The sequence below is a fragment of the Streptomyces lothianensis genome (assembly GCF_047779955.1).
Classification (GTDB): Bacteria; Actinomycetota; Actinomycetes; order Streptomycetales; family Streptomycetaceae; genus Streptomyces.
In genome coordinates, this window is sequence record NZ_JBLMKT010000069.1 from 82,925 (window position 1) to 108,351 (window position 25,427).

Sequence of the window (25,427 nt, forward strand, 5' to 3'; positions counted from 1 at the left end):
CCGCGAAGAGGGGAAGAATCGGACACGGGACGGCACCCCGTCACCGCGGCGGATGTGGCACGCTCGAAGGGAGCGTCATCGAGGTGACGGATGACGCCCGTTGTGGGTACCTGTTGTGCCGAACCGTGCCGCGACCGCGGACACGGAGGGGGTGCTCAGCCATGCGGACGATCACAGGGCTCTGGCGCTGGCGGAGCAATCCGCTGCGCCGCGCGACCGACCTCCTCGAGGCCTGGGTGGCACTCCTCGCCCTGCTGGCCATGCTGCTCGTGGCCCCGCTCGTGGGAGCCGCGGTCGGTGCCACCAGCAGTGCCGCGCTCGACCGGGCCGTACAAGCGCAGCACGAGTCGCGGCATCGTGTACAGGCGACGGTGGACAAGATCTCCGCACCGCCCCGTGTCAGCCCCGCCGCCGAGACCTCCGCGGAGCGGGAGAAGAGCGCCCGGGTGGTCGCGGACTGGCAGGCCCCGAACGGGAAGCCGCGCCATGGCACCGTGCCGAGCACGATGACGGATCCGCGTCCGGGCGACCGGTTCCTGCTGTGGGTCGACGGGGAGGGCTCCCCGGTCGCCGAGCCCATGGCCGCGGGCACCGCCGCCGTCCATGCCGGCTTCGCCGGATTCACGGCCGCCGCGACCGCAGTGGCGCTGATCGAGGCGCTGCGGCGGCTCGCCGTATGGGCGATGCTGCGTCGGCGCTATGCCGCCTTGGAGGCCGAGTGGGCGCACATCGGCCCCGACTGGGGGCGCACCGGCACCGGGAGTTGAGGCCTTGCCCAAGACTTCTCGCGGCTGCGGGCGGCCGGTTCCAGTGGTCCGTGCTTCCTGAGGGTCATACCTGGCCGACCGGTCAATACGGCCCGCCCGCGCACGCTACGGTGGGGCGTCGGACGCGAGAAGTCGGTGCGACCGACGCGATACACCCGGCATCAAACGCGACACACGCAGCAGAGGTGGGGGCTAAGCAGCGCCATGGCTCAGGGCACGGTCCAGGTGACGCACACCGGCACATCGCGGTGGCGGCGCCGCACCGGCGAGTACGCCTCGATCGCCGCCGCACTCGATGCGGCGGGCGACGGCGATGTGCTGACCGTCTCGCCGGGCACGTACCGCGAGAACCTGGTGGTGCTGCGCGCGGTGACCCTGCGCGGCCCCGAGGGCTCCCCCGGAGCGGTGCGCATCGCGCCCGCGGACGGGGTGCCGCTGACCGTGCGGGCCTCCGCCGTCGTACAGGACCTGCAGTTCGAGGGGCAGGACGCGGCGGCGCCCGCACTGCTCGTCGAGGACGGCGCCCCGCAGTTCGCGGATCTGCGGATCGTGACGCGCTCGGCCAGCGGCCTGGAGGTCCGCGGAGGCGCACGGCCCAGTGTGCGGCGGTGCACCGTGGACAATCCGGCCGGGATCGGGATCGCCGTGCTCGACGGCGCCGGCGGAGTGTTCGAGGAGTGCGAGGTCGTCGCGGCCGGGCAGATGGGCGTCGCGGTGCGCGATGGCGCGCATCCGCGGCTCGAACGCTGCCGGGTGCACCACGCGGCGAGTGCGGGCCTGAGCGTCACCGGGGAGAACTCGGCGCTGGAGGCGCTGGGTTGCGAGGTGTACGAGATCAAGGGCGCCGGTGTGCAGGTCACTTCGCGCGCCTGTGCGCACCTGACGGACTGCGAGGTGCACCGCACCACCGCCGACGGGGTCACGCTCGACACGGACGCAGTGCTCACCCTCGCCGACTGCCGGCTGCACGACATCCCGGAGAACGCGGTGGATCTGCGTTCTCGTTCGGTGCTCACGCTGACCCGCTCGACGGTGAGCCGCTTCGGCCGCAACGGTCTGTCCGTATGGGATCCGGGCACCCGGGTGGACGCCAACCAGTGCGAGATCCACGAGAGCACGGGCGACTATCCGGCCGTGTGGGTCAGCGACGGCGCCTGTGCGGTCCTCGACTCCTGCCGGGTGCACGAGGTGCCGGACGCCCTGTTCGTGCTCGACCGCGGCTCGCGCGCCGATGTCGTCGACTCGGACCTCTCCCAGGTCCGCAACACCGCCGTCTCGGTCAGTGACGGGGCCACGGCCCAGCTCGACGACTGCCGGATCCGCGCGGCGGCCACCGGCGCCTGGTTCCGTGACCACGGCAGCGGGGGCACGTTGAGCGGCTGCACCATCGACGATGTGCAGACGGGCGTGATCGTCACGAAGGGCGCGGATCCGTCGATCGAGCGCTGCACGGTGACCTCGCCCGCCGAGGCCGGTTTCTACGTCTCGGCCGGGGGTCGCGGAACCTTCCAAAGCTGCCGGGTGACGGGCAGTGGCGGCTACGGCTTCCACGTGCTCGACGGCTGCCGTACGACGCTGCGCAGATGCCGTACCGAGCGGTGTGCGCGCGGCGGGTACGAGTTCTCCGAGGACGGGCCGCTGGTCGAGGACTGCGGCAGCGACGAGAGCGCCGGGGTGCGGCCCGTTGCGCAGGAGACAGCCGTACAGACCGCGCCCCGGACGACGGGGCTGCTCGGTGCCGTGCCCGGTCAGCAGCAGAGCACCGGGCACGAGGCGGCGCAGCCGGAGGTGGCGCAGGCCACGGTACGCAGCTCGAAGACGGTGCTCGGCGAGCTGGACAAGCTCGTCGGCCTGCAGAACGTCAAGCGCGAGGTGCGGGCGCTCACCGACATGATCGAGGTGGGCCGCAAGCGCCGGGAGGCCGGTCTGAAGGCGGCCTCCGCGCGCCGGCACCTGGTGTTCACGGGCTCTCCGGGCACCGGAAAGACCACGGTGGCACGGCTGTACGGCGAGATCCTGGCCGCGCTCGGTGTCCTGGACCAGGGGCATCTGGTCGAGGTCTCGCGGGTCGATCTGGTCGGCGAGCACATCGGCTCCACCGCGATCCGTACGCAGGAGGCCTTCGAGAAGGCCCGTGGCGGTGTGCTGTTCATCGACGAGGCCTACGCCCTGTCCCCCGAGGACTCGGGGCGGGACTTCGGGCGGGAGGCGATCGACACGCTCGTGAAGCTGATGGAGGACCACCGCGAGTCCGTCGTGGTGATCGTCGCGGGCTATACGGCGGAGATGGAACGCTTCCTGTCGGTCAACCCCGGTGTGGCCTCCCGTTTCTCCCGCACCATCACCTTCGGCGACTACGCGCCCGAAGAGCTGCTCAGCATCGTGGAGCAGCAGGCCGACGAGCACGAGTACCGGCTCGCCTCCGGTACGGGTGATGCGCTGCTCAAGTACTTCACGGTCCTGCCGAAGGGGCCGGGCTTCGGTAACGGGCGCAGCGCGCGGCAGACCTTCGAGGCGATGCTGGAGCGGCACGCGGGCCGGGTCGCCCAGCTCGACGAGGTGGACACGGACGATCTGACGCTGCTGCACCCCGAGGATCTGCCCGAACTGCCCTGACTCACTGCTGCGGTGGCCTGCCCGGGCCCGGACTCTCCTCCGTGTCAGGGCCCGGCTGGGTGGGTACGGCCCCCAGAGCGTGGACGGCGCCGGACCCGTCGACGGCGCCCGGCCGCAGGCGCCGCAGCAGCGCTTCGCGTTCGGCGGCGAAGACCGGGTCGGCCTGGTAGTCGGAGTGGCCGAGGATCGGCGCGGGCAGCGGATGCTCGCGGGTGCGGCCGTAGGCGAGGGGGTCCTTGAGCGGCGGATGGTCGACGGCCGGTCCGCAGGCGCCGTCGAGGCCGATGGGCCCGCCGATGGGGTCGGTGATCCGGTACAGGTTCCGCCAGCAGTCGACCTCGCGGTGCAGGGAGGTGAGTGCCGCGGCCCCGAAGTGCGCGGGGAACCAGCGTCCGTAGAGCCGGGCGAGCGGTGAGCCGTAGGTGAGCAGTCCGATCCTGCCCCGTACGTCCGGGCTCAGCTGCCAGGCGGCCGCGGCCGCGAGGACGCTGCCCTGGGAGTGGCCGGAGATGACCAGGCGGCCGCCGGTCCGGTTCGTCCAGGTGGCCATCCGCCAGGTCAGGTCGGGGACCGCGCGCTCTGCGTAACAGGGAGGTGCGAAGGGGTGCGCGGCGCGCGGCCAGAACGTACCGACGTCCCAGAGGATGCCGATGGTGCGGCGCGCGGAGGCGTCGCTGTAGGCGCGCCGGCCCCAGGTGACGAAGAGGATGAAGCCGAGGCCGATCAGCCAGGAACCCAGCGCCTGAGCGGTCTCGGCGGCGGCGCCGATGAAGCCGGGCGCCCCGGCCGCGGCCACCCCGGGCACCTCGCCGCTCCCCCACGCCCCGAAGAGCGCACCGGCGCCGAGCAGCAGCGTCACTGCGGCGACCAGGCCGACGAGGACCGGTGCGCGGTCGGTGAGCGCCGCGGTCACCCGGGCCCAGGCGATCTTCCGGCTACGGGGCTCGTGGGGCCGCTCCACCGCGTAGTCGCGTTCCACCCGGGCCTGCTCGCGGACTCGGCGCCGCAGGGCCCGCACGGCCAGGACCAGGGCGAGGAGGAACACCACGACAAGCAGGAGCGGGATCACCGCGGCCTGCCAGGACAGCACGACAGGAGGTCCCGGCAGCACCCCCGTGGCGTCCCCGGGCGTGGCGCCGCGGTCGAGCCAGTCGCCGACGCGCTGGGCGACGCCCCCGGACATCACCCCGCCGAGGGCGCAGGCGAGCATCGCGACACAGGGGCCGCCGAGCCCGCGCAGCGCGGTGCTCGCGAGGGGGTCGCTGCGGTGCAGCACGTACGCCACGACCGCGAGCGCCACCACGAGCACCCCCTGGACGAGGGCGATGCCGCCGAAGGTCTGGTCGCCGGGCAGCCGGCCCTCGGAGACCCAGCCGGGCCGGTCCCATCCGGCGTACAGGATGCTGAGGACGAGGACGGCCAGGGCGGCGAGCGGCAGGGCCGTGACGAGGAAGCGGTCGGAGTGGGTGTCGACGGTGTGGTCCTTGCGTCCGCGGCGGCACAGCACGTAGACGATGACCAGCCCGCCGGCGATCAGGAAGCCGTCCAGGACCCGGCCGAGGACATCGAGCAGGGCGGGCCCGCCGGCCTCCCGGTCGTAGCGGGCCGCGGAGGTGCCGACGGCCGCGGCGACCGTGAGGAGTCCGGCGGCGGTGTGCGCGGCGCGCAGGCGGGCCACGAAGCGGCGGCCGTACCAGAATCCGGGGTGGCTCAGGGCGCTGCGACGCGGGTCGTCGTCCTGCTCGGGGTCCTGTCGGCGGTCCGGGTTCCGGTCCGACTTCCGGTCCGCTGCCCCGTCCGGTTCCGGGACCGACTCCCCGTCCGGTTCCGGGACCGACTCCCCGTCCGGTTCCGGGACCGGCTCCCCGTCCGGCTGCCGGTCCGCCCGGCGTTCCGGCAACCGGCTCGGATACGGCTCCACGGACTCGTAGGCGCTCCAGGTTCGGTGCGAGAGATACCAGAGCAGAGCGGTGAGCGCGACCGGGACGAGCGCGGCCAGGGCGAGGCGGCGACCGGGCTGGCTCCACCAGCCCCCGCCCGCTCCCGCCGTCCCGTGAGCGCCGGAGGTCCCGGGGGCCAGGAAGCCGAGCCAGGAGCGGTCCTCGGTGCAGGACTCGGTGCCCGCGCACTGCCAGGCGGCGAGGTCCAGGGCGACCTCGCAGGCCGCGGCGACCAGAAGCACGGTCAGGGTCAGGCCGAGCAGGCGGACCAGGGCTCCGTACAGACGGACCATGCGGCGGTGGCCGCGGGCGCTCGGGCGCATCCAGTGCGCGAGGTTGGCCACCATGAACGGCAGGAGCAGCAGCCAGAGGGCGCGGGAGCCGTTGCCTGAGGTCAGACCCGACCAGACATAGGCCTCCTGGACGGGCTCGTCCCGGAACTTCCCGGGGTGCCGTTCCGCCTCGGCGTCCTCGGCGCGGCGGTGTACGGCCGCCGTCGAGTCACCGGTGATCCGTACGGTCCGCGGGTCGCCGAGCATCTTCTCGGGTGTGGCACCGCCGACGCCGTGGACGAGCAGTTCGAGAGCGGTCTTGTCCGCCGTGGCACGCTGCACCGTCAGCAGCTCCCCCGTGTGTCACCTGATCCCTGGCCGATCAGAATCCTGTACGGATCAGAATCCCGCTCCGGACACCGCGTGTGCACCCCTCGTCACGGAATCTCCCCGCGGTGTACGGTTTCGGCTCCCCCGCCGCGTACGGCGGGCGGGGCGGTCCGTGCGGAACCGGGCGAAGCGGACCCTTGTCGCCCGCACTGCGGACCACCGGGGCCCGTGCCGGGCCCCGCGTGCAAGGATGAGGGCCTTGCGCAGGGCCTGGGGCCGAGCGGCCCCGTCACCGCAGACGACGTCGACCGGGAGCGGGCGTGAGCGAGAACCAGAACCTCCTCGCGGAGCAGCGTCGCTCCCTGATCCTCGACGAGGTCAGGCGCCGCGGCGGCGTGCGGGTGAACGAACTGACCCGCAAGCTCGGTGTCTCCGACATGACGGTGCGCCGCGATCTCGACGCCCTGGCCCGCCAGGGCGTCCTGGAGAAGGTGCACGGCGGCGCGGTGCCGGTGGCCGAGGCCTCCACGCACGAGCCGGGTTTCGAGGCCAAGTCGGCACTCGAGCTCGGCGCCAAGGAGGACATCGCCCGGGCGGCGGCCGAGCTGGTCGCGCCGGGCAGCGCGATCGCCCTGTCCGGCGGCACGACCACATACGCACTGGCGCAGCGGCTGCTCGACGTGCCCGATCTGACCGTGGTCACCAACTCGGTGCGGGTGGCCGACGTCTTCCACACGGCGCAGCGCAGCGGCGGTGTCGGGCAGGGCTCGGCGACGGTGGTACTCACCGGCGGTGTGCGCACGCCCTCGGACTCGCTGGTCGGCCCGGTGGCGGACCAGGCGATCGCCACGCTCCACTTCGATCTGCTTCTCCTCGGAGTGCACGGCATATCGGTGGAAGGCGGCCTGTCCACGCCGAACCTCGCCGAGGCCGAGACGAACCGGCGGCTCGTGCAGTCAGCCCGCCGGGTCGTGGTCGTCGCCGACCACACCAAGTGGGGGACGGTGGGGCTGAGTTCCTTCGCGCGCCTCGAAGAGGTCGACACCTGGGTGACGGACGCGGGGGTGTCCGAGAAGGTGCGCGAGGAGATCGCGGACCGGGTGCGGCGGGTTGTGGTGGCGGGTGCGGGAGGTGAGGGCGTTCGGCCCGGCGCTCAGGCGGAACGGGCCCGAGCCGGTGGACGGTCCGCCTGCGGAGACCCTCCTTCCGGAGCTGACATGGCCTCAGCTATGGTGACCGGACCCCGCTCACCAGGCGGTGAGCGGCCATGACGAGGTGGGGGATGCCATGGCACGCCGACTCAGTCCGGTCGGACTCGACTTCCTCCGGGCGGCACCCGTACGTCTGGTGTTCACGCGCGAGCTCGGGGCGAGTCCGGCCGAGACCTACCGTGCGATCGCCGTGGAGGTGGAGACGCTCCCCCGTTGGTTCCGCTCGGTGAAGCGGGCCACCCCGCACGACGGCGGTGCGCGCCGCACGGTCGCCCTGTACGGCGGGATCCGTTTCGAGGAGACCATTCTGGCCTCGCAGCCGGATGAGGTGTACGCGTACCGCGTCGACGAGACCAATGCGCCCGGAGTGCGCCATCTCGTCGAGGAGTGGCGGATCACGCCCAGCGGCGCCGGCTGCCGGCTCCAGTGGACCTTCGCGGTCGAGGCCTCGGCGCCGCTGCGGCTGTTCTTCAAGGCGGCGGCACCGGGCCTCTCACTGGCCTTCCGCAATGCTGCAGGCGCGCTCGACAAACGGCTCACCAGGGCACGCTCGGGGCACTGACGGTCAGCCCGGCCAGACTCCCGTGGTCAGGAAGGAGTCGATGGCCGCGCTGTACGGGCCGATGTCCAGGCCCTGTTCGGCCAGCCACGCGTCCGAGTAGTACTTGTCGAGATAGCGGTCGCCCGGGTCGCAGAGCAGTGTGACGACGCTGCCCCGCTCCCCCGCGGCGACCATCTCCGCGATGATCTTCAGGGCGCTCCACAGGCCGGTGCCCGTGGAACCGCCCGCCTTGCGTCCGATGGCCGACTCCAGGGCCCGTACGGCGGCGATGCTCGCCGCGTCCGGGACCTTCATCATGCGGTCGATCGCGCCCGGGACGAAGCTCGGTTCCATCCGGGGCCGTCCGATGCCCTCGATGCGTGAGCCGCAGTCGCTGGTGCAACCCGGGTCGCCGTCGACCCAGCCGTCGAAGAAGCAGGAGTTCTCCGGGTCGGGCACGCAGATGCGGGTGTCGTGCTGCATGTAGTGCACATAGCGCGCGATCGTCGCGGAGGTGCCGCCGGTGCCGGCCGTCGCCACGATCCACGTCGGCTCGGGGTAACGCTCCAGCCTCAGCTGCTGGTAGATCGATTCGGCGATGTTGTTGTTGCCGCGCCAGTCGGTGGCCCGCTCGGCATAGGTGAACTGGTCCATGTAGTGGCCGCCGGTGCGCTGCGCGAGCGCGGCGGACTCCTCGTACATGGCGCGGGGGTCGTCCACGAAGTGGCACTGACCGCCGTGGAATTCGATGAGCCGGCACTTCTCGGTGCTGGTCGTGCGCGGCATCACCGCGATGAACGGCACGCCGATCAGCTTCGCGAAGTACGCCTCCGAGACGGCGGTCGAGCCGCTGGACGCCTCGATCACGGGTGCGCCGGGGCGGATCCAGCCGTTGCACAGGCCGTACAGGAAGAGCGAACGGGCCAGACGGTGCTTGAGACTTCCCGTCGGATGGGTCGACTCGTCCTTGAGGTAGAGGTCGATCCCCCACTCCTCGGGCAGCGGGAAACGCAGGAGGTGGGTGTCGGCGGAACGGTTGGCATCGGCCTGCACCCTGCGAACGGCCTCTTTCAGCCACTGCCGGTATGCGAGGTCGCTGCGGTCCACGTCGATCGTGGACATCACCGCCGAGGTCCGAGGCTTCTGTGCCGTGCTCACCGCGCCGCTCCCTTGCCTGGTGCACGCACCGATCCGGTGCGTCCGTCGTGGTGCATACCGTCGCGCCTGCCAGGTGGTGCGGGGGCGTCGGTGCGTGTCCAGCATAGACATGCCACACACGCTTCTCACCTGCAGAAACATCGCTTTGGGCTGCTCAAAGTGAGGCTTGGGGAGGCTTGTTCTCAGTCCAGTGCTCGGGTGCACCGGTCCGGGCCCTGGTTTCCCGCGCGCATCGTGGGCAGACTGCCATTGCGGACAGGTTGGGGGCTCTTCATGGCCGAGACGGAGTTCAGGGCCACCGGTGTGCGGATCGGCAGGCGGCTGCGCTCGCTCACCCGGGCGGGACAGATCCGGATCAGAGCCGGCCGGCTCGAACTGCTGACCAGCTACGGGCGGGAGATCGACAGCGCACCCCTGGCGCGGGTGCATGCGGGGCGGCCCTGGTTCGCGCCGGTCGGCAAGGCGCTCGCAACGGTGAACGGCACCTGGTACCTGCTCACGCTCGGTGAACTCGACCCGGCGCCCGGGGAGTCCGGGCCGCCGCCCGCGAGCCGGTTCATCGAGGCCGTACGGCAGGCCGGCGGTGGTCTCCACACCACGTGACGTGGCGGATCCGCGCCGTGGCACAGGCTCGCCGTACGTCACGCAAGTTGCATGGCCGAACCCCCTGGGTCACGCTGGAGGTACCTCGCTACTCAGGGTTCAACGGCGGTCACACTGAGACCCAGCACCGCCGAGCAGGCAGTCATCATGGACACATCCGGAGAGCGCTCCGGATCCGTTTGCCGTCTTCTTCCCTCTCCTGAAACCGGGGAGTCGCAGCCGTGATCAGCCAGCAAAGCAGGCACTGCGCGGTGGAGCTGCAGGCCCTGCCGTCGCGGATCGGACAGGTCCGCGGAATCGTCTCTGCGCAATTGCGCCACTGGCACCTCGATCCACTGATCGACCGTGCGGCGCTCTGCGTCACCGAACTGCTCACGAATGTCCACCGGCATGCCCGGCCGGACAAGATGTGCACCGTCGAGATCGAGCTGCTGCTCGACCGTCTCCGGGTATCCGTGCACGATCACGATCCCCGGATACCCGAGGTGCACAACGCGGATCCGCTGGACACGTGCGGGCGGGGGCTCGCGATGGTGGCGGCCGTGAGTGAGAGCTGGGGGGTGTGGCCGGAAGGGGCCGCGGGCAAGGCGGTGTGGTTCACGCTGGAGGCACCGCCGGCGGCCGGAGCGTTGTCGCTGCGCGCCGCGGTGCCGTTCACCGAGGTCCAGGGCGGCGTGGCGAGGTCCGCGGACGCCGCGGGGGATTCCATGGCTCCCGCCCGGTCGGCCGTGGGCTGACCGGGCGGTGATGTGCTTCTTGTGTGTACGGGTTGGGGGCTCCGCGTTGTGTGTACGGGTTGGGGGCTCCGCGGCGGCGCTGCTCTTCCGGGGCTGACATGCGGCGACGGTCAGGAGCGGCAGCAGATCGTAGGCCTGGAGGACGAAGCCGACACGGTCGCGGTGCTCATGCCATCCTGCCCTTGCGGCCGCGGTCGGCGCGCCCGAACTGCTCCTCGAGCACGGTCAGCCGCCGCCAGTACTCGTCCTCGTCGATCTCGCCCGAGGCGAACCGGTTGCCGAGGACGGTGAAGGGGCTCGACGCGTCCGGACCCGCCCGCCAGGAGCCACGGCGTCCGCCCCGCCACCCACTGCGCCGCAGCAGGGTGAGCACGCCGATCACGACGGCCGCCCAGACGAGCGGGAACAACAGGGCCCACGGGCCGGGTCCGCCGTCGCCGAAGTGTGCCAGGGTCTGCATCTCCACCATCTCCAAGTCCGCTCCCGAAGTGCTGTGATGCATCGAGGCTCGCCCCGGGAGGGGGTCCGGGTCGTCGTACGGCCGGCGGAAGTCGGACTGCTCCGTGGGGAGTAGGGGCGGGGGCCGCGTCAGTACGGCGGCGGCGCGTCAGTACAGCGGCGGCGCGTCAGTACGGGCGGGGGCCGCGTCAGTACGGCGGCGGCGGGTGCGTACGGGCGAGGTGTTCCAGGTGCTGCATGCGTCCGAGCCGGAGCGGGAGTTGCTCACCCGAGGTCCGGTCTGGTGAGCGCGGCGGCCTCCTGGCCGGTGCCGTGCGGCTCCACGCGGTAGCCGGGGACCGAGGGCCAGCGGACGGTGAGGACGACCGCGTCCTCCTCCGCGTACCAGGAGTGGTCGACTCCCTTGCCCCACATGACGTAGTCGCCCTGCTCCTCGAGGACGATGTCCCGGCCGGGGAATTCGAGGCGGAAGCGGCCGCTGATGAGGACCAGCAGGGCCGTGCGGACCTCGCCGACGGCCCAGGCGGCCCGGCCTTCGCCCTTGGGGTGCACGCCCCATTTGATCTCGAGGTCGGCGCAGTGGCGCGGGTCGCCGGGTTCCTTGAAGTGGCCGAGGAGCCAGCCGCGGTCGAGGGCCGCGTCCCGGTCCGCCCTGCCCGCGTACACACCGTCCGTGACCTGGTGGAAGGCTTCGCCGTCTGCCTGCTCGCACCTGTTCGGCTTGTCGTACATGGTCGGCTTGCTGCTCCTGGTCCTTGGTCGGGCCGTGCTCAGGCGGGCACGCGCAGGGGGTCGTCGAGTACGGGCTGCCAGGCCAGTTCGGCAGCGCCGACGAGCGAATTGTGGTCGAGGGTGCAGGACAGGATCGGCACTCCCCCGCTGCGCCCCCACAGGCTGCGGTCGGCGACCACGGCCCGCAGCCGCTCCGGATCCGCGTCGAGGAGGGCGCGGTGCAGGCCGCCGAGGATGATGCGGTCGGGGTTGAGGATGTTCACGAGGCCGGCGAGGCCGAGGCCGAGGCGGTCGATCAGCTCCTCGGCCGCCATACGGACCCCCGGGTCCGCATACGCCTCCCGCAGCAGGTCCCTGGCCTGGTCAAGGAGGGAGACCTCGGGGCCCGGCTCGCGGCCGGCCGCGGTGAGGAAGGCGAGCGGGTCGGCCTCGACGTCGAGGCAGCCGCGGCTGCCGCAGTGGCAGGGGCGGCCCTCGGGGTTGACGGTGAGGTGCCCGACTTCGAGGGCGAGGCCCGAACTGCCGGTGTGCAGACGGCCGTCGAGCACCAGCGCGCCGCCGACGCCACGGTGCCCGGTCGCGACGCACAGCAGGTGCGCGGCGCCGCGGCCCGCGCCGTGGCGGTGTTCGGCGAGGGCGGCGAGGTTGACGTCGTTGCCGGTGAAGGCGGGCACGTCGAGTCCGGCGGCCGCGATGCGTTCGGCGAAGACCCGCTGTACGGGCGCGCCCGCGGGCCAGGCGAGGTGCAGCGGGTTGAGGGCGCGGCCCTCCGGGTCCTCGACGGCGGAGGGGACGGCGAGCCCGGCCCCCGCACAGCTGCGCCCGGAGGCCGCGAGCAGGGCCGCGCCCGCGTCGACCACGGCGCTGATGACCTGCGCGGGGTCGGCGTCGACGCTTTCGCATCCGGGCGTCGTGGCGACGATCCGCCCGCCGAGCCCGACGAGCGCGGCGCGGTAGCCGTCGGCGTGCACCTGGGCGGCCAGCACGACGGGGCCGTCCTCGGCGAGGGTGAGGCGGTGGGACGGGCGGCCCTGGGCGCCGCCCGCCGCGCCCGGCTCCACGGTGATCAGACCGAGTGCTTCGAGCTCGGCCGCGACGACACCGGCGGTGGCCCGGGTGACGCCGAGTTCGGCGGTCAGCACGGACCGGGTCGGTGCCCGTCCCGTGTGCACCAACTCCAGCGCGGGGCCGAGCGCTCCGCGCCCTCGGTCAAGCCGGGAACGCACGGTTCCGTTCCGCTCTTCGCCTGGGGCCGCCTTGCCGTTCATGGGCCCGAGTCTCCCATGATCCGCCGAGAGCCTGCTCAGGAGTCGTCCGGCCGGTGGCCCCCGGGCCGGGGCACTATCCGGCCAGGCCGCTGACCCGCAGGGTGATGTTGACACGGCCGACGAGCCCCAGCTCCGGGGGCGCCGTGCCCGGGCGCACCTTCGGCACGCCGTGATGGGCGAGCCGTGCCGGACCGCCGAAGACGAACGCGTCGCCGCTGCGCAGCTCCACATCCTCGTACGGTTTCGTGCGGGTCTCGGTGTTGCCGAAGCGGAAGACGCAGGTGTCGCCGAGGCTGAGGGAGACGACCGGGGCAAGGGACTTCTCGTCCTGGTCGCGGTGCATGCCCATCCGGGCCGCGGCATCGTAGAAGTTGATCAGGGCGATGTCGTACGGGGCCCGGGAGAAGTCCTCGCCGAGGGCGGCTGTCGCGGTGCGCCGGGCGAGGTCGACGAGCAGCGGCGGCATCGGCTTCACGGGGGCGCCGTCGCCGTCCACGGCGGTGCGGGCGTAGCCGTACGGGAACCAGTGCCAGCCGAGTCCGAACTGGCGAACCGACATGCGCCCGCCGCCAGGCGTGGTGACCTCGCGCAGGCCCGCGGGCGGGCGTGCCCAGTCGCGGCAGCGGGCGAGCAGGGTGTGCTGCTCCGCAGGGCCGAGCCAGTCGGGCAGGTGTACGGCGCCGGGGGTGAGAGTGCGGCGGGGGCGCGCGAACAGCTCGTCCATACATCGAGGTTACGGTCTTCGGCCATGCACCGAGGTCACGGCCTTCGGCCGCGTATCGAGGTTACGGACGCGGCCGCGCCGCCCGGTCGGTCGATGCCCGCGCTGCGCCGGCGCTCCGCGATGTTCGCCGTGCTCGTCGCGAGGTGCCTCATCGAGCACGCCTGGGCCGTGGCCAGCCGTGGTGGCCACTCGATCCTCGACCCCGCGCTGCCGCGCCTCGCCTCGACGGCCGACCGGCCGGGCGTGGAGGCGGGCGATGCCGCCGATCTGGTGCTCGTCGCGGGCGACACCGTCGCCTCCGCCGTGATGGACCGGCCCTCTGACCGCACAGTGCTGCGCGCGGGCAGGGTGGTGGCGGACCGGTTGCGGCTCGTCCGAGGCCCGTCGGCCGCCCGTCGGCCGCCCGTCGGCCTTCGGCCCCTTCGGATGCGACCGCGTCCGCCGTCCTGACCGTCGGCCACAATGGCGGACGTGGCCGATGAACCGATGAACACACCAGCGGCGGAGCCGGCGTCGGAGGCAGCACAGGAAGCGACACGGGTTGCGGCGGAAGGGGCAGCTGCAGTGGCGGCTCGGGAAGCCGAGGCCGTGGGCGAGTTCCGGCGCGGTCTCGGGGTGCCGGGGCTGATCGACGTGCATACGCACTTCATGCCCAAGCAGGTGCTCGACAAGGTCTGGGCGTACTTCGACGCGGTCGGCCCGATGACCGGTGTCGACTGGCCGATCACCTATCGCAGCGCGGAGGAGGAGCGGCTGCGGCGGCTGCGGAGCTTCGGGGTGCGGGCGTTCACCGCCATGCTGTATCCGCACAAGCCCGGCATGGCCGCGTGGCTGAACGGATGGGCCGCCGACTTCGCCGCGCGCACCCCGGACTGTCTGCACACGGCCACCTTCTTCCCCGAGCCCGGCGCCGCGGACCAGGTCCGCGAGGCGCTGGAGGCGGGCGCGCAGGTCTTCAAGGCACATCTGCAGGTCGGGGCCTACGATCCGGCGGATCCGCTCCTGGACGAGGTCTGGGGGATGCTGGCGGACTCCGGCACCCCCGTCGTGACGCACTGCGGATCCGGCCCCGTACCCGGCAAGCACACCGGGCCCGGCCCCATCTCCTCGGTGCTCGCCCGCCATCCGCGGCTGCCGCTGATCGTCGCGCATCTGGGCACACCGGAGTACGCCGAGTTCCTGGACCTCGCCGACCGCTTCGAGCACGTCCACCTCGACACGACCATGGTGTTCACCGACTTCACCGAACTCCTCGCGCCCTTCCCGCCCGCGCTCCTTCCCCGGCTGGCCGACCACGGGGACCGCATCCTGCTCGGCACGGACTTCCCGAACATCCCGTACCCGTATCCGCACGCCCTGGAGGCTCTCGCGGCGCTCGGGCTCGGGGACGAGTGGCTGCGCGCGGTCTGCTTCGACAACGCCGCGCGGCTGTTCGCCGACTCGCCCGCCGTGCGCCGGATCGCGTCGGCGGACCGTCCCTGAGCCTGCCCGGGCGGCCGCACGAGGCACATCCCACACCTCTGAACCCTTGTACCCCCGCGCCTGCTCGCGCGAAAGTTGCGCGATTCCTGTTATCCGCCGGCGTCCTCCCGGTCTCCCCTGTGCCGGCCCGGTGAGGCGGCGAGCGAGAGGGAGAGTGGACACACGTGGGGATGAGCCGAGACGGCGGCGCGCTGGTACGCGCGGCGCAGCACGGTGACGAGCGGGCGCGGGGCGAGCTGGTCACCGCGTATCTGCCGTTGGTGTACAGCATCGTGGGCCGGGCCCTGAACGGCCATGCCGATGTGGACGACGTCGTGCAGGACACGATGCTGCGTGCGCTGCGCGGGATCGGAGGGCTGCAGGATCCGCAGCGTTTCCGCTCCTGGCTCGTGGCGATCGCGATGAACCAGATCCGCGGTCACCACCAGGCACGCCGGTCGGCGCCCAAAGGGCTCGGGGCACACGAGGACTCCGATCTGCCCGACCCCTCCGGCGATTTCGTGAATCTCACGATTGTCCGTCTGGGCCTGGAAGGTCAGCGCCGTGAGGTGGCGGAGGCGACGCGCTGGCTGGAGGAGGACGACCGTGAGCTGCTCGCGCTGTGGTGGCTGGAGGCGGCGGGCGAGTTGACCCGCGCCGAGCTGGCGGCCGCCCTGGAGGTCACCGAGCAGCATGCGGCGGTGCGGGTGCAGCGGATGAAGGGGCAGCTGGAGACCGCGCGGACCATCGTGCGCGTGCTCGCCGCCCCCCGCTGCCCCGGGCTCGGGGCCGTGCTGGGGATCTGGGACGGGGTGCCGTCCGGGCTGTGGCGCAAGCGCATAGCCCGGCACATACGCCAGTGCGGGAACTGCGCGCCGCATACGGCCGATCTGTGGCCGGCCGAGGGCCTGCTGGTCGGTTTCGGTCTGGTGCCGCTGCTCGCCGGCTCGACGGCCGGCGTACTCGCCGCGCTCGGCCTGTACGGGGAGCCGGCCGCGCAGACGGTGGCCTTCGCCGCGGCGCCGCCCGGGGCGCACGACCTGCCCGACAGGGACATCCTGCGTACCGACGCCGCGCCGAGCGGCCCCAGCCGTGTCGAGGGACGGCGACAGCGGCTGCGGAAACGACGTCGTACGACCGCCACCGCGGCCGCGGTCGTCCTGCTCCTGACCGGGGTGACCGCCGTGGGCATCGATCTGCTCACACCCGATGCCGAGAGCGACCGTGTGCAGGCTTCCACGGCGAGCGAAGCCGAGCGCCCGAGCGCGGCGGAGAGCACCTCCTCCGCCCCTGTCGCCTCGGCCGACGCGTCCGCCTCCGCATCCGAATCCCCGAAGCCCTCCGCGAGCAGGAAGCCCTCCCGTACGGCGGATCCGGAACCGAGCACGTCCGAGCCGCGGCCCACCCGGACGAAGCCGGAGACCACCCCGCCCGCTCCCCCGAAGCCGCCCGCCGATCCGGGCGGCACCCACGCCGAGCAGGTGCTCGCGCTCGTCAACTCCGAGCGGGCGAAGACGGGTTGTTCCCCGGTGACGCTGGACGGCCGTCTTTCGAAGGCCGCGCTGCTGCACAGCGAGGACATGTCGGCGAACGACTACTTCAGCCACACGAGCCAGGACGGCCGCACGTTCACCGAGCGTGCCGCGGCGCAGGGCGTCGACAACGCGGGTGCCGAGAACATCGCCCGCGGGCAGCGCTCGGCACAGAGTGTGATGAACGCGTGGATGAACTCCGAGGGGCATCGCAAGAACATCCTCAACTGCGGCCTGAAGACCATGGGGTTGGGCGTGGTGACGAGCGACTGGACGTGGACGCAGATGTTCGGCTGGTGACCGGCCGACGATCGGCCCATATGATCCCGGACCATGGACATCGACACGCACATCGCAGCCCTGCGCGGGGACGGCCTGCTGCTTGCGGCCAACGCCGAGGCCGCGGGCACCGACGCGGCCGTTTCCACCTGTCCCGGCTGGCAGGTGCGTGATCTCGTACGGCACACCGGGACGGTGCACCGGTGGGCCACCGCGTTCGTGGCCGAGGGGCGCGGGGAATTCCGGCAGGCCGCCGGGGAGCCCGAGCTTGACGGGAAGGAGCTGATCGACTGGTTCCGTGAAGGGCACGGTCTGCTCGTTGCGGCCCTGGAACAGGCGCCGGATGATCTGGCGTGCTGGTCCTTCCTGCCCGCCCCCTCGGCGCGGGCGTTCTGGGCGCGGCGCCAGGCGCATGAGACGGCGATGCACCGGATCGACTCCGAGTCGGCGCTCCGGTCCATCGAGCCTGCCGCCCTCGCTCCCGATTTCGCGGTCGACGGCATCGACGAACTGCTCTGCGCCTTCCACGCCCGGGAGAAGAGCCGGGTGCGCAGCGAGGAGCCGAAGGTGCTGCGTGTTCGGGCGAGCGATGTGGACGCGGTGTGGACCGTACGGATCTCCGAGCAGCCGCCGGTGACCACGCGCGGGAGGAGCGAGGGCGAGGCGGACTGCGAGATCAGCGGAACCGCAGCCGCCCTGTACGCGGCCCTGTGGAACCGGGCGCCCGTCCCGCACCTGACCGGGGATCCGTCGGTGGCCCGCCTGTGGCGGGAGACCTCCGCGATCGTCTGGCGCTGACCGGGGGCGTGCCGGTCGGGGCACTGGTCGGCACTGGTCGGGGCGCCGGTCCGCGAGGCCCCCGCACAGGGCCCACAGGGATCCTCAGCCCAGCCAGCCGGGTCGCACCAGGCCCGACTCGTAGGCGAGTACGACGAGTTGGGCGCGGTCACGGGCGTGGAGTTTGACCATCGTGCGGCTGACGTGGGTCTTCGCGGTGAGCGGGGAGACGACGAGGCGGCGGGCGATCTCCTCGTTGGAGAGACCGATGCCGACCAGGGCCATCACCTCGCGTTCACGCTCGGTGAGTTCGGCGAGGCTCTGCTCGCTCGCGGGCTGCTTGGAGCGGGCCGCGAACTCGGCGATGAGGCGCCGTGTCACACCCGGTGACAGGAGCGCGTCGCCGTCCACGACCGCCCGTACCGCACGCAGCAGCTCCTCCGGTTCGGTGTCCTTGACCAGGAATCCCGAAGCGCCCGAGCGGATCGCCTCGAAGACGTACTCGTCGAGTTCGAACGTCGTCAGCATGATGACCTTCACCGCGGCGAGTTCCTCGTCCCCGGTGATGCGGCGGGTGGCGGCGAGGCCGTCGAGCAGCGGCATCCGGATGTCCATCAGGACCACGTCCGGGCGCAGTTCACGCACCTGCCGCAGCGCCTGTTCGCCGTCGGCGGCCTCGCCCGCCACCTCGATGTCGCTCTGGGCGTCGAGCAGGGCCTTGAAGCCGGCCCGGACGAGGGACTGGTCGTCGGCGAGCAGCACCCGGATCATCGCGAGGTCTCCTTGGAACGCAGCGGAATCAGCGCCCGCACCCCAAAACCGCCGTCCGGGCACGGACCAGCATCGATCGTGCCACCGAGGGCGGCCGCGCGCTCTCGCATTCCGGCAAGACCGTTGCCGCTGCCGCCCGCGTCGGCGTGGCTCGCGGGCCCCTCGTCGTCGATACGCAGTTCCAGCTCCCGCGGCCCGTACGCGATCGTGACGCGGGCCCGGCGCGAGCCGGAGTGCCGTACGACGTTGGTCAGGGCTTCCTGGACGATGCGGAAGGCCGCGAGGTCCGCGCTCGGTGCGAGCGGGGCCGCCTCGCCCATGCGGGTCACCTCGACGGTGAGCCCCGCGCTCGCCGCCTGCTGGACGAGTTCGGACAGCCGGTCGAGGCCCGGGGCGGGCGCGCGGGGCGCGTCTCCGGGCGCCCGCAGGGATTCGAGGACCTGGCGCACCTCGCCGAGTGCTTCCTTGCTGGCGGATTTGATGGTGGTCAGCGCGGTACGGGCCTGCTCGGGGTCGGAGTCGAGCAGGGCGAGTCCGACACCCGCCTGGACGTTGATCACCGAGATGGAGTGGGCCAGTACGTCGTGCAGTTCGCGGGCGATCCGCAGCCTCTCCTCGTCCGCTCTGCGCCGGGCCGCCTCGGCCCGTTCCGCGCGCTCCCGAGCCCACTGCTCGCGGCGGATCCGGGCGAGTTCGGCCACGGCGAGGATCGCCACCACCCAGGCGGCGACGACCAGTTCACCGCTCCAGTCGGCCGCCGAATCGTCGGAGGGCGGCAGCCATCGGTACAGCCAGTGGGCAACCAGCAGATGCCCGAGCCACAGGAGCCCGATCGCCGCCCACGCGGCCCGCCGGTGGCCCGCCACGACGGCGGCGAAGAGCGCGAGGGCGACGGGGAGGAAGACAGGCCCGTACGGATAGCCGGCGCCGAGGTAGACCATGGTGCTCGCGGCGGCCCCGAAGACCACCGCCACCGGGTGACTGTTGCGCAGGAGCAGCAGCGAGGTGCCGGCCAGGAGCAGAAGGCGGGCGAAAACGTCGAGGTCGGCCCGGTAGTCGGTCTGTTCCTGGGCGGCGAAGCTGCTGCCGAACTGCACGAACACCGTGACCAGAAGCGTGGACACCCAGGGCAGCCCGCCGCGCGCCGCCCACTTCCACGGCCCGGGCGGGCCGTGCCGCCACGGCGGTCCGCTCCGGGTACGCGTCGGGCGGCCGGTGCGCTGCTGCTCGTCCATGCCGCCACGCTAGACGCCGCGGACGTGCGCCGACGTCAGCCGTGGGAGGTGCGTGGGACTGCTCCCGGTGCAGTACACGCTTCACGGGCGTCGATGACGTCGGGCACGGCTGATGGCGTCAAGGCCGGTGCATGGAGTCGAGGACGGTCGATGGGCTCAAGGACGACCAGTGGGCTCAAGGACGGTCGACGGCACTGACCGCCCGCCGCGCCATGGGATGCGTCCGCACGATCTCGGCCAGTGAGGTGGAGCCCTGCACGATCCGGACGAAGGCGTTCCAGGCGGGCCGGAAGCCGGTGAGCGCCGCGTGCAGCACACCCGGGCGGCGCTCGAAGAACGTGAGCACCCGGCGGCCCATGTTCATCTCGATGCCGAGCCCCGCCTTGACGGCGAAGGCATAGTTGAGGGCCTGCCGGCGGGCGTCCACCGCGTCCTGCGCCTCGGCGATCCGCACCGCCCACTCCCCCGCAAGCCGCCCCGACCGCAGCGCGTACGAGATGCCCTCGCGGGTCCACGGTTCGAGCAGCCCCGCCGCGTCACCACAGACCAGGACGCGGCCGCGCGAGAGCGGCGAGTCCTCGGTGCGGCAGCGGGTGAGATGGCCCGAGGAGACGGCGGGCTCGAAACCGGCGAGGCCGAGACGGCCGATGAAGTCGTCGAGGTAGCGCTTGGTCGCCGCGCCCTCGCCGCGGGCCGCGATCACCCCGACGGTGAGGGTGTCGCCCTTGGGGAAGACCCATCCGTAGCTTCCGGGCAGCGGACCCCAGTCGATGAGGACGCGGCCCTTCCAATCCTCGGCGACGCTCGGCGGCACCGGGATCTCGGCCTCCAGGCCGAGGTCGACCTGGTCGAGCCGAACGCCCACGTGGGCCCCTATGCGGCTCGCGCTGCCGTCCGCGCCGACGACCGCGCGTGCCAGGACCCGCTCGCCGCCCGCGAGGACCACCGCGACCGTGCGCCGGTCGGGCACCTCGGGGCCGTGCTGCTCGACGCGGGAGACGGTGACGCCCGTGCGCAGCTCGGCGCCCGCCTTCTGTGCGGACTCGACCAGTCGCTGATCGAACTCGGGGCGGTTGATCAGTCCGAACAGCATCCGTTGCGAGCGGCGGGTGCGCGCCAGCCTTCCGTCGAGGGAGAAGGTCACCGCGTACACCCGGTCCCTGAGCGGCAGTTCGAACCCGGGCGGCAGGGCATCGCGCGAGGGGCCGATGATGCCGCCGCCGCAGGTCTTGTAGCGCGGCAGATCGGCCTTCTCCAGAAGCAGCACACTCCGTCCTGCGACGGCTGCCGCATGGGCGGCCGAGGCTCCGGCGGGTCCCGCGCCCACCACGACGACGTCCCATACCGCGGGGGTGTCCTCCGAGACGTTTCGCTCCGCGTTCTCGCTGCTCACGATGGACTGCTGCTCCGATCCGGCTGTCTGTGACTGCTCTTCGGCTGCTCTTCGGCTGCTCTTCGGTGGCATCCTACGGCCGTGCGACGGGGCCCCTGTCGCACGGTCGCAACCCACGGGGCGCCCCGAAAGTCCCGTCTGCCGCCTGTGCGAAAATCGGCTCGCGGTCCGCGCGCGATCTTCTGCACTGCGCAGCCCTGCGCACACCGCCCGCACACGTGTATCACCGCGCGTCCGGACCACCGCGGGTTGGGACGACCGTGACCACCGCACACCCGAACAACGTCGCAGCCTTCAGGAGGGTGCTCATGTCGCCGAACACGCCGCAGGACCGGATCGCCGAATCCGTCGCCGAACTGATGCCGCGGGCGCGGCAGGAGCTGGCCGAGCTGGTGGCGTACCGGTCGGTGGCGGATTTCGAGCAGTTCCCGAAGAGCGAGAGCGAGGGCGCGGCGAACTGGGTCGCCGAGGCTCTGCGTGCCGAGGGGTTCACGGATGTGGCGCTGCTCGACACCCCCGACGGCACCCAGTCCGTGTACGGCCTGCTGCCCGGCCCCGAGGGCGCGCCGACCGTCCTGCTGTACGCGCACTACGACGTACAGCCGCCGCTGGACGAACAGGCCTGGGTCACCCCGCCGTTCGAGCTCACCGAGCGCGACGGCCGCTGGTACGGGCGCGGCGCCGCGGACTGCAAGGGCGGTGTGATCATGCACCTGCTCGCGCTGCGGGCGCTCAAGGAGAACGGCGGCATCCCGGTCTCGGTGAAGTTCATCGCCGAGGGCTCCGAGGAGCAGGGCACGGGCGGTCTGGAGCGCTATGCCGAGGCCCACCCCGAGCTGCTCGCCTCGGACGCCGTCATCATCGGCGACAGCGGCAACTTCCGCGTCGGCCTGCCGACCGTGACCTCCACGCTGCGCGGCATGACCCTGGTGCGCGTCGAGGTCGACACGCTGGCCGGGAACCTGCACTCGGGCCAGTTCGGCGGCGCCGCCCCCGATGCGCTGGGTGCGCTGATCCGCATCCTCGACTCGCTGCGCGCCGAGGACGGCTCGACCACCGTCGACGGCCTGGACGGCGCACAGACCTGGGAAGGCCTGCAGTACCCGGAGGACGACTTCCGCGCCGATGCCAAGGTCATCGACGGGGTGGAGCTGACCGGCTCCGGCACGGTCGCCGACCGTATCTGGGCCCGTCCCGCCCTGACCGTCCTCGGCATCGACTGCCCGCCGATCATGGGCGCCACCCCGTCCGTGCAGGCCGGCGCCCGCGCTCTGGTCAGCCTGCGGGTGCCGCCGGGCACGGATGCCGCCGAGGCCACCAAGCTGCTGCGCGCGCACATCGAGGGGCACGCGCCGTGGGGTGCGCGGGTGCGCACGGAGCAGATCGGGCAGGGCCAGCCGTTCCGCGCCGATGTCGCCTCGCCCGCGTACCAGGCGATGGCCGAGGCGATGGCCGTCGCGTACCCGGGTCAGGAGATGCAGTACGCGGGGCAGGGCGGCTCGATCCCGCTGTGCAACACTCTGGACGCGCTGTACCCGCAGGCCGAGATCCTGCTGATCGGGCTGAGCGAGCCGGAGGCGCAGATCCATGCGCCGAACGAGTCGGTCTCGCCGGACGAGCTGCGGCAGCTGTCGGTCACGGAAGCGCTGTTCCTGCAGAACTACGCGGCTTCGAAGGCCTGACCTCCCGGTCTCGCGGCCCTGGGCCCGGTCTCGCCTGCACGGTCCCGCTCCCTTGCCGGGGAGTGGGACCATCCGCGTTCGGCGGCCCGGGTTTGATCCCGGGGGCCGGCCGGAGCACAGTGGATGCAGGCGAGGGAGACGTTCCATGGAGCAGAGCCTCGGCACCGAAACGACGCCGGACACCCCCTATCCGACAGGCGTTCCGGCCTCCAGGTACAGCGGCGCCCCGCGCTCGCGCGCCCGCAGGGCCCACCGGAGCCGCTCGTAGCGCACCGGGGGCAGCAGCAAGGCGGCCTCCGTCTCCGTCACGAACCGGCAGGCGCGCAGCTCGGGGCCGGGCAGCAGGGCGTGCTCGGCGGAGTCGGCGGGGATCCTGCCGCCGTCGAACAGCAGCCGCATCCCGCCGTAGCCGGGCGGCCGCGGCGGCTCCCAGTCGATCACAAGGAGGCGTGGCGTACCGGTCAGCCGCATCCCGGTCTCCTCCTCGACCTCACGGATCCCGCCGGCCACCGGCGACTCGCCCGGCTCCACGACGCCGCCCGGGAACTCCCAGCCCGCCTTGTACGTGGGGTCGACGAGCAGGACCCGGTCCTCCTCGTCGAAGAGCAGGACACCGGCGGCGAGGGTCTCCGCGGAGGGCTCGGGTGTCTGCACGATCTCGCTCACTCCGGCCTCCCCCGTGCGTACCGCCTCCGCGATCCGTTCGGCTGCCTCGCGCGGTGTCAGGGCGCTCGTGTCGACGAGGTGGGCGTCGGCGGTGAGCCAGGTGCCGAGTGCGGTGCGGTAGGGGGCGATGTGCTCCGACGACCATTGCCGCAGGCGTGGTTCGCCGTCGGGGGTGTCGGAGACCTCGCCTCCGGCGATCCGCGCGCGCAGGATCGTTTCCGCCGGGGCGAGCAGCACATGGCGCACGGGGATGCGCCGGGAGGCGAGGCCGCCGAAGATCTCGTCGCGGTACTCCTGGCGCAGCAGCGTCATCGGGACGATCAGGACACCGCCCACCTCGGCGAGCAGCGCGGCGGCGGTGTCCACGACGAGGCGGCGCCACAGGGCGAGGTCCTGGTAGTCGTCCACCTCGGCCAGATGCTTGGGCGGCAGCAGCCTGGGCAGCGCGCCGCCGATGACCTCGGGGTCGAAGAGCGTGCTGTTCGGGATCAGGTCCAGCAGTTCACGGGAGGTGGTGGTCTTTCCCGCACCGAACGCGCCGTTGACCCAGACGATCACGGTTCCCCCTCTTCTGTTGGCCCCCTGAGGCTTGCCCGCTCCACCCTGCCACGTAACCCCGCCGGCTCACCGGCGCCCGGCGCCCGGCTCAGTCCGCGGGCGGCGGGAACGAGGCGCGCAGGGAGAAGGCCCGCTGGGTCGGGCCGTGTTCCCGCAGGTGCAGGAGGCGTTCCCCGGCCTCGTCGACGGACGGGCGGTGGCCGACCGGCACCCACCACAGGGCGGTCACGATCTCGTCGAGCCGGTGGAAGAACTCCCGGCGCCGCCGCAGCAGTTCGCGGTGCCGGCCGGAGTAGATGTAGGCGGTCAGGGTGTCGATATCGCGCCATACCGACAGATTGACCAGGAGGTCGGGCTCGTCGAGGATGCGGAATCCGGTCGCGTCACCGTAGTCGTCCTGCAGCCGCCAGACGAAGCCCTCGGCCTTGTCGGCATCGGCGTTGACGGGTTCGAGCCCTTCGGCGAAATCCTTCAACTGCGCTGAGTCCAGCGGGGCTCGGAGACGTCCTATGTTCACCTGGGCGAGTTCGTACGCGGCGGAGTCGGTCATGCCCGGCACCCTAAGCACCGTCGGGGCGATGTCTCACCGGGTTTCCGAGAAGTGAGATCGCCGCAGGTGCGCGTAAGGGACGCGCGTCCGCCTCACGCGGGTGCCCCCTCCTCCACCCGTGCCCCGCCGGCGAGCGCCGCGGCCGCCGCGCCGATGAGGCCCGCGTCGGTGCCGGTCATCGCGGGTGCGACGGTCAGGTTCTGCACGAAGGAGAGCGTGGCGTAGTCGCGCAGGGCCCGGCGCAGCGGCGTGAACAGCACGTCTCCGGCCTTCGCCACTCCCCCGCCGAGCACGGCGATCTCCACCTCGACCAGCCCGGCCGTCGCCGCGATCGCGGCGGCGAGCGCCTGCGCCGCCCGCGTGAAGGAGGCCTGTGCGACCGGGTCCCCGGCCCGGGCCGCCGCGGCCACGGCCGCCGCCGAGGTGTCGCCGTCAGCGCCCGGCACCCAGCCGCCGTCCAGGGCGCGGCGGGCGATGCCGGGGCCGCCGGCGATCCGTTCGACGCAGCCGCGCGAACCGCACGGGCAGGGATCGCCGTCCAGGTCCACGCTCATGTGCCCGATGTGGCCGGCGTTGCCGGTCGGTCCCGGGTGCAGTCTGCCGCCGAGGACGAGGCCGCCGCCCACTCCGGTGGAGACAACCATGCACAGCGCGTTGTCGTGGCCCCGTGCCGCGCCCTGCCAGTGTTCGGCCGCCGTGATGGCGACACCGTCGCCGATCAGCTCGACGGGCAGGCCGCCGGTGATCCCGCGCACCCGCTCGACCAGTGGATAGGCGCGCCAGCCGGGGATGTTGACGGGGCTGACCGTGCCCCGCGCGGCGTCCACCGGTCCCGCGCTGCCGATCCCCACGGCCCGCACCCGTGCCCAGCGGGGCGCGGCGGCGAGCTCGGCGAGCACCTGCCCGACGGCGCCAAGGACCGTCTCGCCGTCCTCCCGGGCGGGCGTCGGGCGCTGCGCGCGCACGAGGATCCGGCCGTCACCGTCCACGAGGGCACCGGCGATCTTGGTGCCGCCGATGTCGAGCGCGGTGACGAGGTCTTTCTGCATGGGGTCGGCTCCCGGTCGGTGAGTGGGGTGTCCGGCGGAGGTCGCTCCGACCGGCATCCCCTGGGGCTCGGCGAGGCCCGGGAGGCAGATTCTCCGGGTCGCGGAGTCAGGTCGAC

General features: G+C 72.5%; 23 protein-coding genes. 11 read left to right on the forward strand and 12 right to left on the reverse strand.

What is annotated here, in order from left to right; translation table 11 throughout:
- Positions 1 to 161 precede the first annotated feature (161 nt).
- Together ACLF6P_RS24315 and ACLF6P_RS24320 are read left to right on the forward strand one after the other, a co-directional pair.
- Positions 162 to 767 (forward strand): Rv1733c family protein, encoded by a 606-nt coding sequence (locus ACLF6P_RS24315; protein WP_415952909.1) that lies wholly within the window; start codon positions 162 to 164, stop codon positions 765 to 767.
- 204 nt (positions 768 to 971) lie between these two features.
- The gene (locus tag ACLF6P_RS24320; protein WP_415952911.1) at positions 972 to 3,383 is read left to right on the forward strand and encodes a right-handed parallel beta-helix repeat-containing protein; all 2,412 of its coding nucleotides are present in this window, start codon (positions 972 to 974) and stop codon (positions 3,381 to 3,383) included.
- A gap of 1 nt (position 3,384) precedes the next feature.
- Here ACLF6P_RS24320 and ACLF6P_RS24325 read toward each other — a convergent pair whose 3' ends face one another.
- Positions 3,385 to 5,937 (reverse strand): hypothetical protein, encoded by a 2,553-nt coding sequence (locus ACLF6P_RS24325; protein ID WP_415952913.1) that lies wholly within the window; start codon positions 5,935 to 5,937, stop codon positions 3,385 to 3,387.
- Positions 5,938 to 6,245: 308 nt separating this feature from the next.
- Between ACLF6P_RS24325 and ACLF6P_RS24330 the strand changes: the two genes are divergently transcribed.
- Positions 6,246 to 7,196, forward strand: coding sequence for a DeoR/GlpR family DNA-binding transcription regulator (locus tag ACLF6P_RS24330; RefSeq protein ID WP_415952915.1), 951 nt, complete (start codon positions 6,246 to 6,248; stop codon positions 7,194 to 7,196).
- Positions 7,197 to 7,212: 16 nt separating this feature from the next.
- The gene (locus ACLF6P_RS24335; protein WP_415952917.1) at positions 7,213 to 7,698 is read left to right on the forward strand and encodes an SRPBCC family protein; all 486 of its coding nucleotides are present in this window, start codon (positions 7,213 to 7,215) and stop codon (positions 7,696 to 7,698) included.
- A 3-nt stretch (positions 7,699 to 7,701) separates the two neighbouring features.
- Here the strand turns inward: ACLF6P_RS24335 and cds1 are convergent, their stop codons facing one another.
- A complete protein-coding gene (cds1, locus tag ACLF6P_RS24340; RefSeq protein ID WP_415952966.1) occupies positions 7,702 to 8,799 on the reverse strand; it encodes an L-cysteine desulfhydrase Cds1 in 1,098 nt (365 codons plus the stop codon).
- 309 nt (positions 8,800 to 9,108) lie between these two features.
- On the opposite strand from cds1, the gene ACLF6P_RS24345 reads away from it, so the two are divergent.
- Together ACLF6P_RS24345 and ACLF6P_RS24350 are read left to right on the forward strand one after the other, a co-directional pair.
- Positions 9,109 to 9,438, forward strand: coding sequence for a hypothetical protein (locus ACLF6P_RS24345; protein ID WP_415952918.1), 330 nt, complete (start codon positions 9,109 to 9,111; stop codon positions 9,436 to 9,438).
- A 221-nt stretch (positions 9,439 to 9,659) separates the two neighbouring features.
- Positions 9,660 to 10,175 (forward strand): ATP-binding protein, encoded by a 516-nt coding sequence (locus ACLF6P_RS24350; protein WP_415952919.1) that lies wholly within the window; start codon positions 9,660 to 9,662, stop codon positions 10,173 to 10,175.
- A 166-nt stretch (positions 10,176 to 10,341) separates the two neighbouring features.
- On the opposite strand, the gene ACLF6P_RS24355 is transcribed toward ACLF6P_RS24350, so the two are convergent.
- The 4 genes from ACLF6P_RS24355 to ACLF6P_RS24370 all read right to left on the reverse strand — a co-directional run bounded on the left by ACLF6P_RS24355 (position 10,342) and on the right by ACLF6P_RS24370 (position 13,358).
- Positions 10,342 to 10,635 carry an SHOCT domain-containing protein gene (locus tag ACLF6P_RS24355; RefSeq protein WP_415952968.1) on the reverse strand — a complete coding sequence of 98 codons (294 nt, stop codon included), beginning with the start codon at positions 10,633 to 10,635 and terminating at the stop codon, positions 10,342 to 10,344.
- 263 nt (positions 10,636 to 10,898) lie between these two features.
- Positions 10,899 to 11,366, reverse strand: a complete 468-nt coding sequence (locus tag ACLF6P_RS24360) for a cupin domain-containing protein (protein WP_415952920.1) — start codon at positions 11,364 to 11,366, stop codon at positions 10,899 to 10,901.
- A 38-nt stretch (positions 11,367 to 11,404) separates the two neighbouring features.
- Positions 11,405 to 12,634 (reverse strand): ROK family transcriptional regulator, encoded by a 1,230-nt coding sequence (locus ACLF6P_RS24365; protein WP_415952922.1) that lies wholly within the window; start codon positions 12,632 to 12,634, stop codon positions 11,405 to 11,407.
- Positions 12,635 to 12,707: 73 nt separating this feature from the next.
- Positions 12,708 to 13,358, reverse strand: coding sequence for an alpha-ketoglutarate-dependent dioxygenase AlkB family protein (locus ACLF6P_RS24370; RefSeq protein WP_415952923.1), 651 nt, complete (start codon positions 13,356 to 13,358; stop codon positions 12,708 to 12,710).
- Between the two features lie 24 nt (positions 13,359 to 13,382).
- Here ACLF6P_RS24370 and ACLF6P_RS24375 point away from each other — a divergent pair, with 24 nt between their 5' ends.
- The 4 genes from ACLF6P_RS24375 to ACLF6P_RS24390 all read left to right on the forward strand — a co-directional run bounded on the left by ACLF6P_RS24375 (position 13,383) and on the right by ACLF6P_RS24390 (position 17,428).
- On the forward strand, positions 13,383 to 13,808 hold the full coding sequence (locus ACLF6P_RS24375; protein ID WP_415952924.1) for a hypothetical protein: 426 nt from the start codon (positions 13,383 to 13,385) through the stop codon (positions 13,806 to 13,808).
- 114 nt (positions 13,809 to 13,922) lie between these two features.
- The gene (locus ACLF6P_RS24380) at positions 13,923 to 14,840 is read left to right on the forward strand and encodes an amidohydrolase family protein (RefSeq protein ID WP_415952925.1); all 918 of its coding nucleotides are present in this window, start codon (positions 13,923 to 13,925) and stop codon (positions 14,838 to 14,840) included.
- 170 nt (positions 14,841 to 15,010) lie between these two features.
- Positions 15,011 to 16,651, forward strand: coding sequence for a sigma-70 family RNA polymerase sigma factor (locus ACLF6P_RS24385; RefSeq protein ID WP_415952969.1), 1,641 nt, complete (start codon positions 15,011 to 15,013; stop codon positions 16,649 to 16,651).
- A 33-nt stretch (positions 16,652 to 16,684) separates the two neighbouring features.
- Positions 16,685 to 17,428: a maleylpyruvate isomerase family mycothiol-dependent enzyme gene (locus tag ACLF6P_RS24390; RefSeq protein WP_415952926.1), complete on the forward strand. Its 744-nt coding sequence runs from the start codon at positions 16,685 to 16,687 to the stop codon at positions 17,426 to 17,428.
- 84 nt (positions 17,429 to 17,512) lie between these two features.
- On the opposite strand, the gene ACLF6P_RS24395 is transcribed toward ACLF6P_RS24390, so the two are convergent.
- The 3 genes from ACLF6P_RS24395 to ACLF6P_RS24405 all read right to left on the reverse strand — a co-directional run bounded on the left by ACLF6P_RS24395 (position 17,513) and on the right by ACLF6P_RS24405 (position 20,806).
- A complete protein-coding gene (locus tag ACLF6P_RS24395; protein WP_415952928.1) occupies positions 17,513 to 18,178 on the reverse strand; it encodes a response regulator transcription factor in 666 nt (221 codons plus the stop codon).
- A complete protein-coding gene (locus tag ACLF6P_RS24400) occupies positions 18,175 to 19,413 on the reverse strand; it encodes a sensor histidine kinase (protein WP_415952929.1) in 1,239 nt (412 codons plus the stop codon). Before ACLF6P_RS24400 ends, ACLF6P_RS24395 begins: the two co-directional genes overlap by 4 nt.
- 175 nt (positions 19,414 to 19,588) lie before the next feature.
- Positions 19,589 to 20,806, reverse strand: coding sequence for a geranylgeranyl reductase family protein (locus tag ACLF6P_RS24405; protein WP_415952931.1), 1,218 nt, complete (start codon positions 20,804 to 20,806; stop codon positions 19,589 to 19,591).
- Between the two features lie 308 nt (positions 20,807 to 21,114).
- On the opposite strand from ACLF6P_RS24405, the gene ACLF6P_RS24410 reads away from it, so the two are divergent.
- Positions 21,115 to 22,488, forward strand: a complete 1,374-nt coding sequence (locus tag ACLF6P_RS24410; RefSeq protein WP_415952933.1) for a dipeptidase — start codon at positions 21,115 to 21,117, stop codon at positions 22,486 to 22,488.
- Positions 22,489 to 22,674: 186 nt separating this feature from the next.
- Here the strand turns inward: ACLF6P_RS24410 and ACLF6P_RS24415 are convergent, their stop codons facing one another.
- The 3 genes from ACLF6P_RS24415 to ACLF6P_RS24425 all read right to left on the reverse strand — a co-directional run bounded on the left by ACLF6P_RS24415 (position 22,675) and on the right by ACLF6P_RS24425 (position 25,311).
- A complete protein-coding gene (locus tag ACLF6P_RS24415; protein ID WP_415952934.1) occupies positions 22,675 to 23,712 on the reverse strand; it encodes an NUDIX hydrolase in 1,038 nt (345 codons plus the stop codon).
- 88 nt (positions 23,713 to 23,800) lie between these two features.
- Positions 23,801 to 24,262: a DUF3291 domain-containing protein gene (locus ACLF6P_RS24420; RefSeq protein WP_415952935.1), complete on the reverse strand. Its 462-nt coding sequence runs from the start codon at positions 24,260 to 24,262 to the stop codon at positions 23,801 to 23,803.
- A 92-nt stretch (positions 24,263 to 24,354) separates the two neighbouring features.
- Complete coding sequence (locus tag ACLF6P_RS24425) at positions 24,355 to 25,311, reverse strand: ROK family protein (protein WP_415952936.1); 957 nt, start codon at positions 25,309 to 25,311, stop codon at positions 24,355 to 24,357.
- Positions 25,312 to 25,427 lie beyond the last annotated feature (116 nt).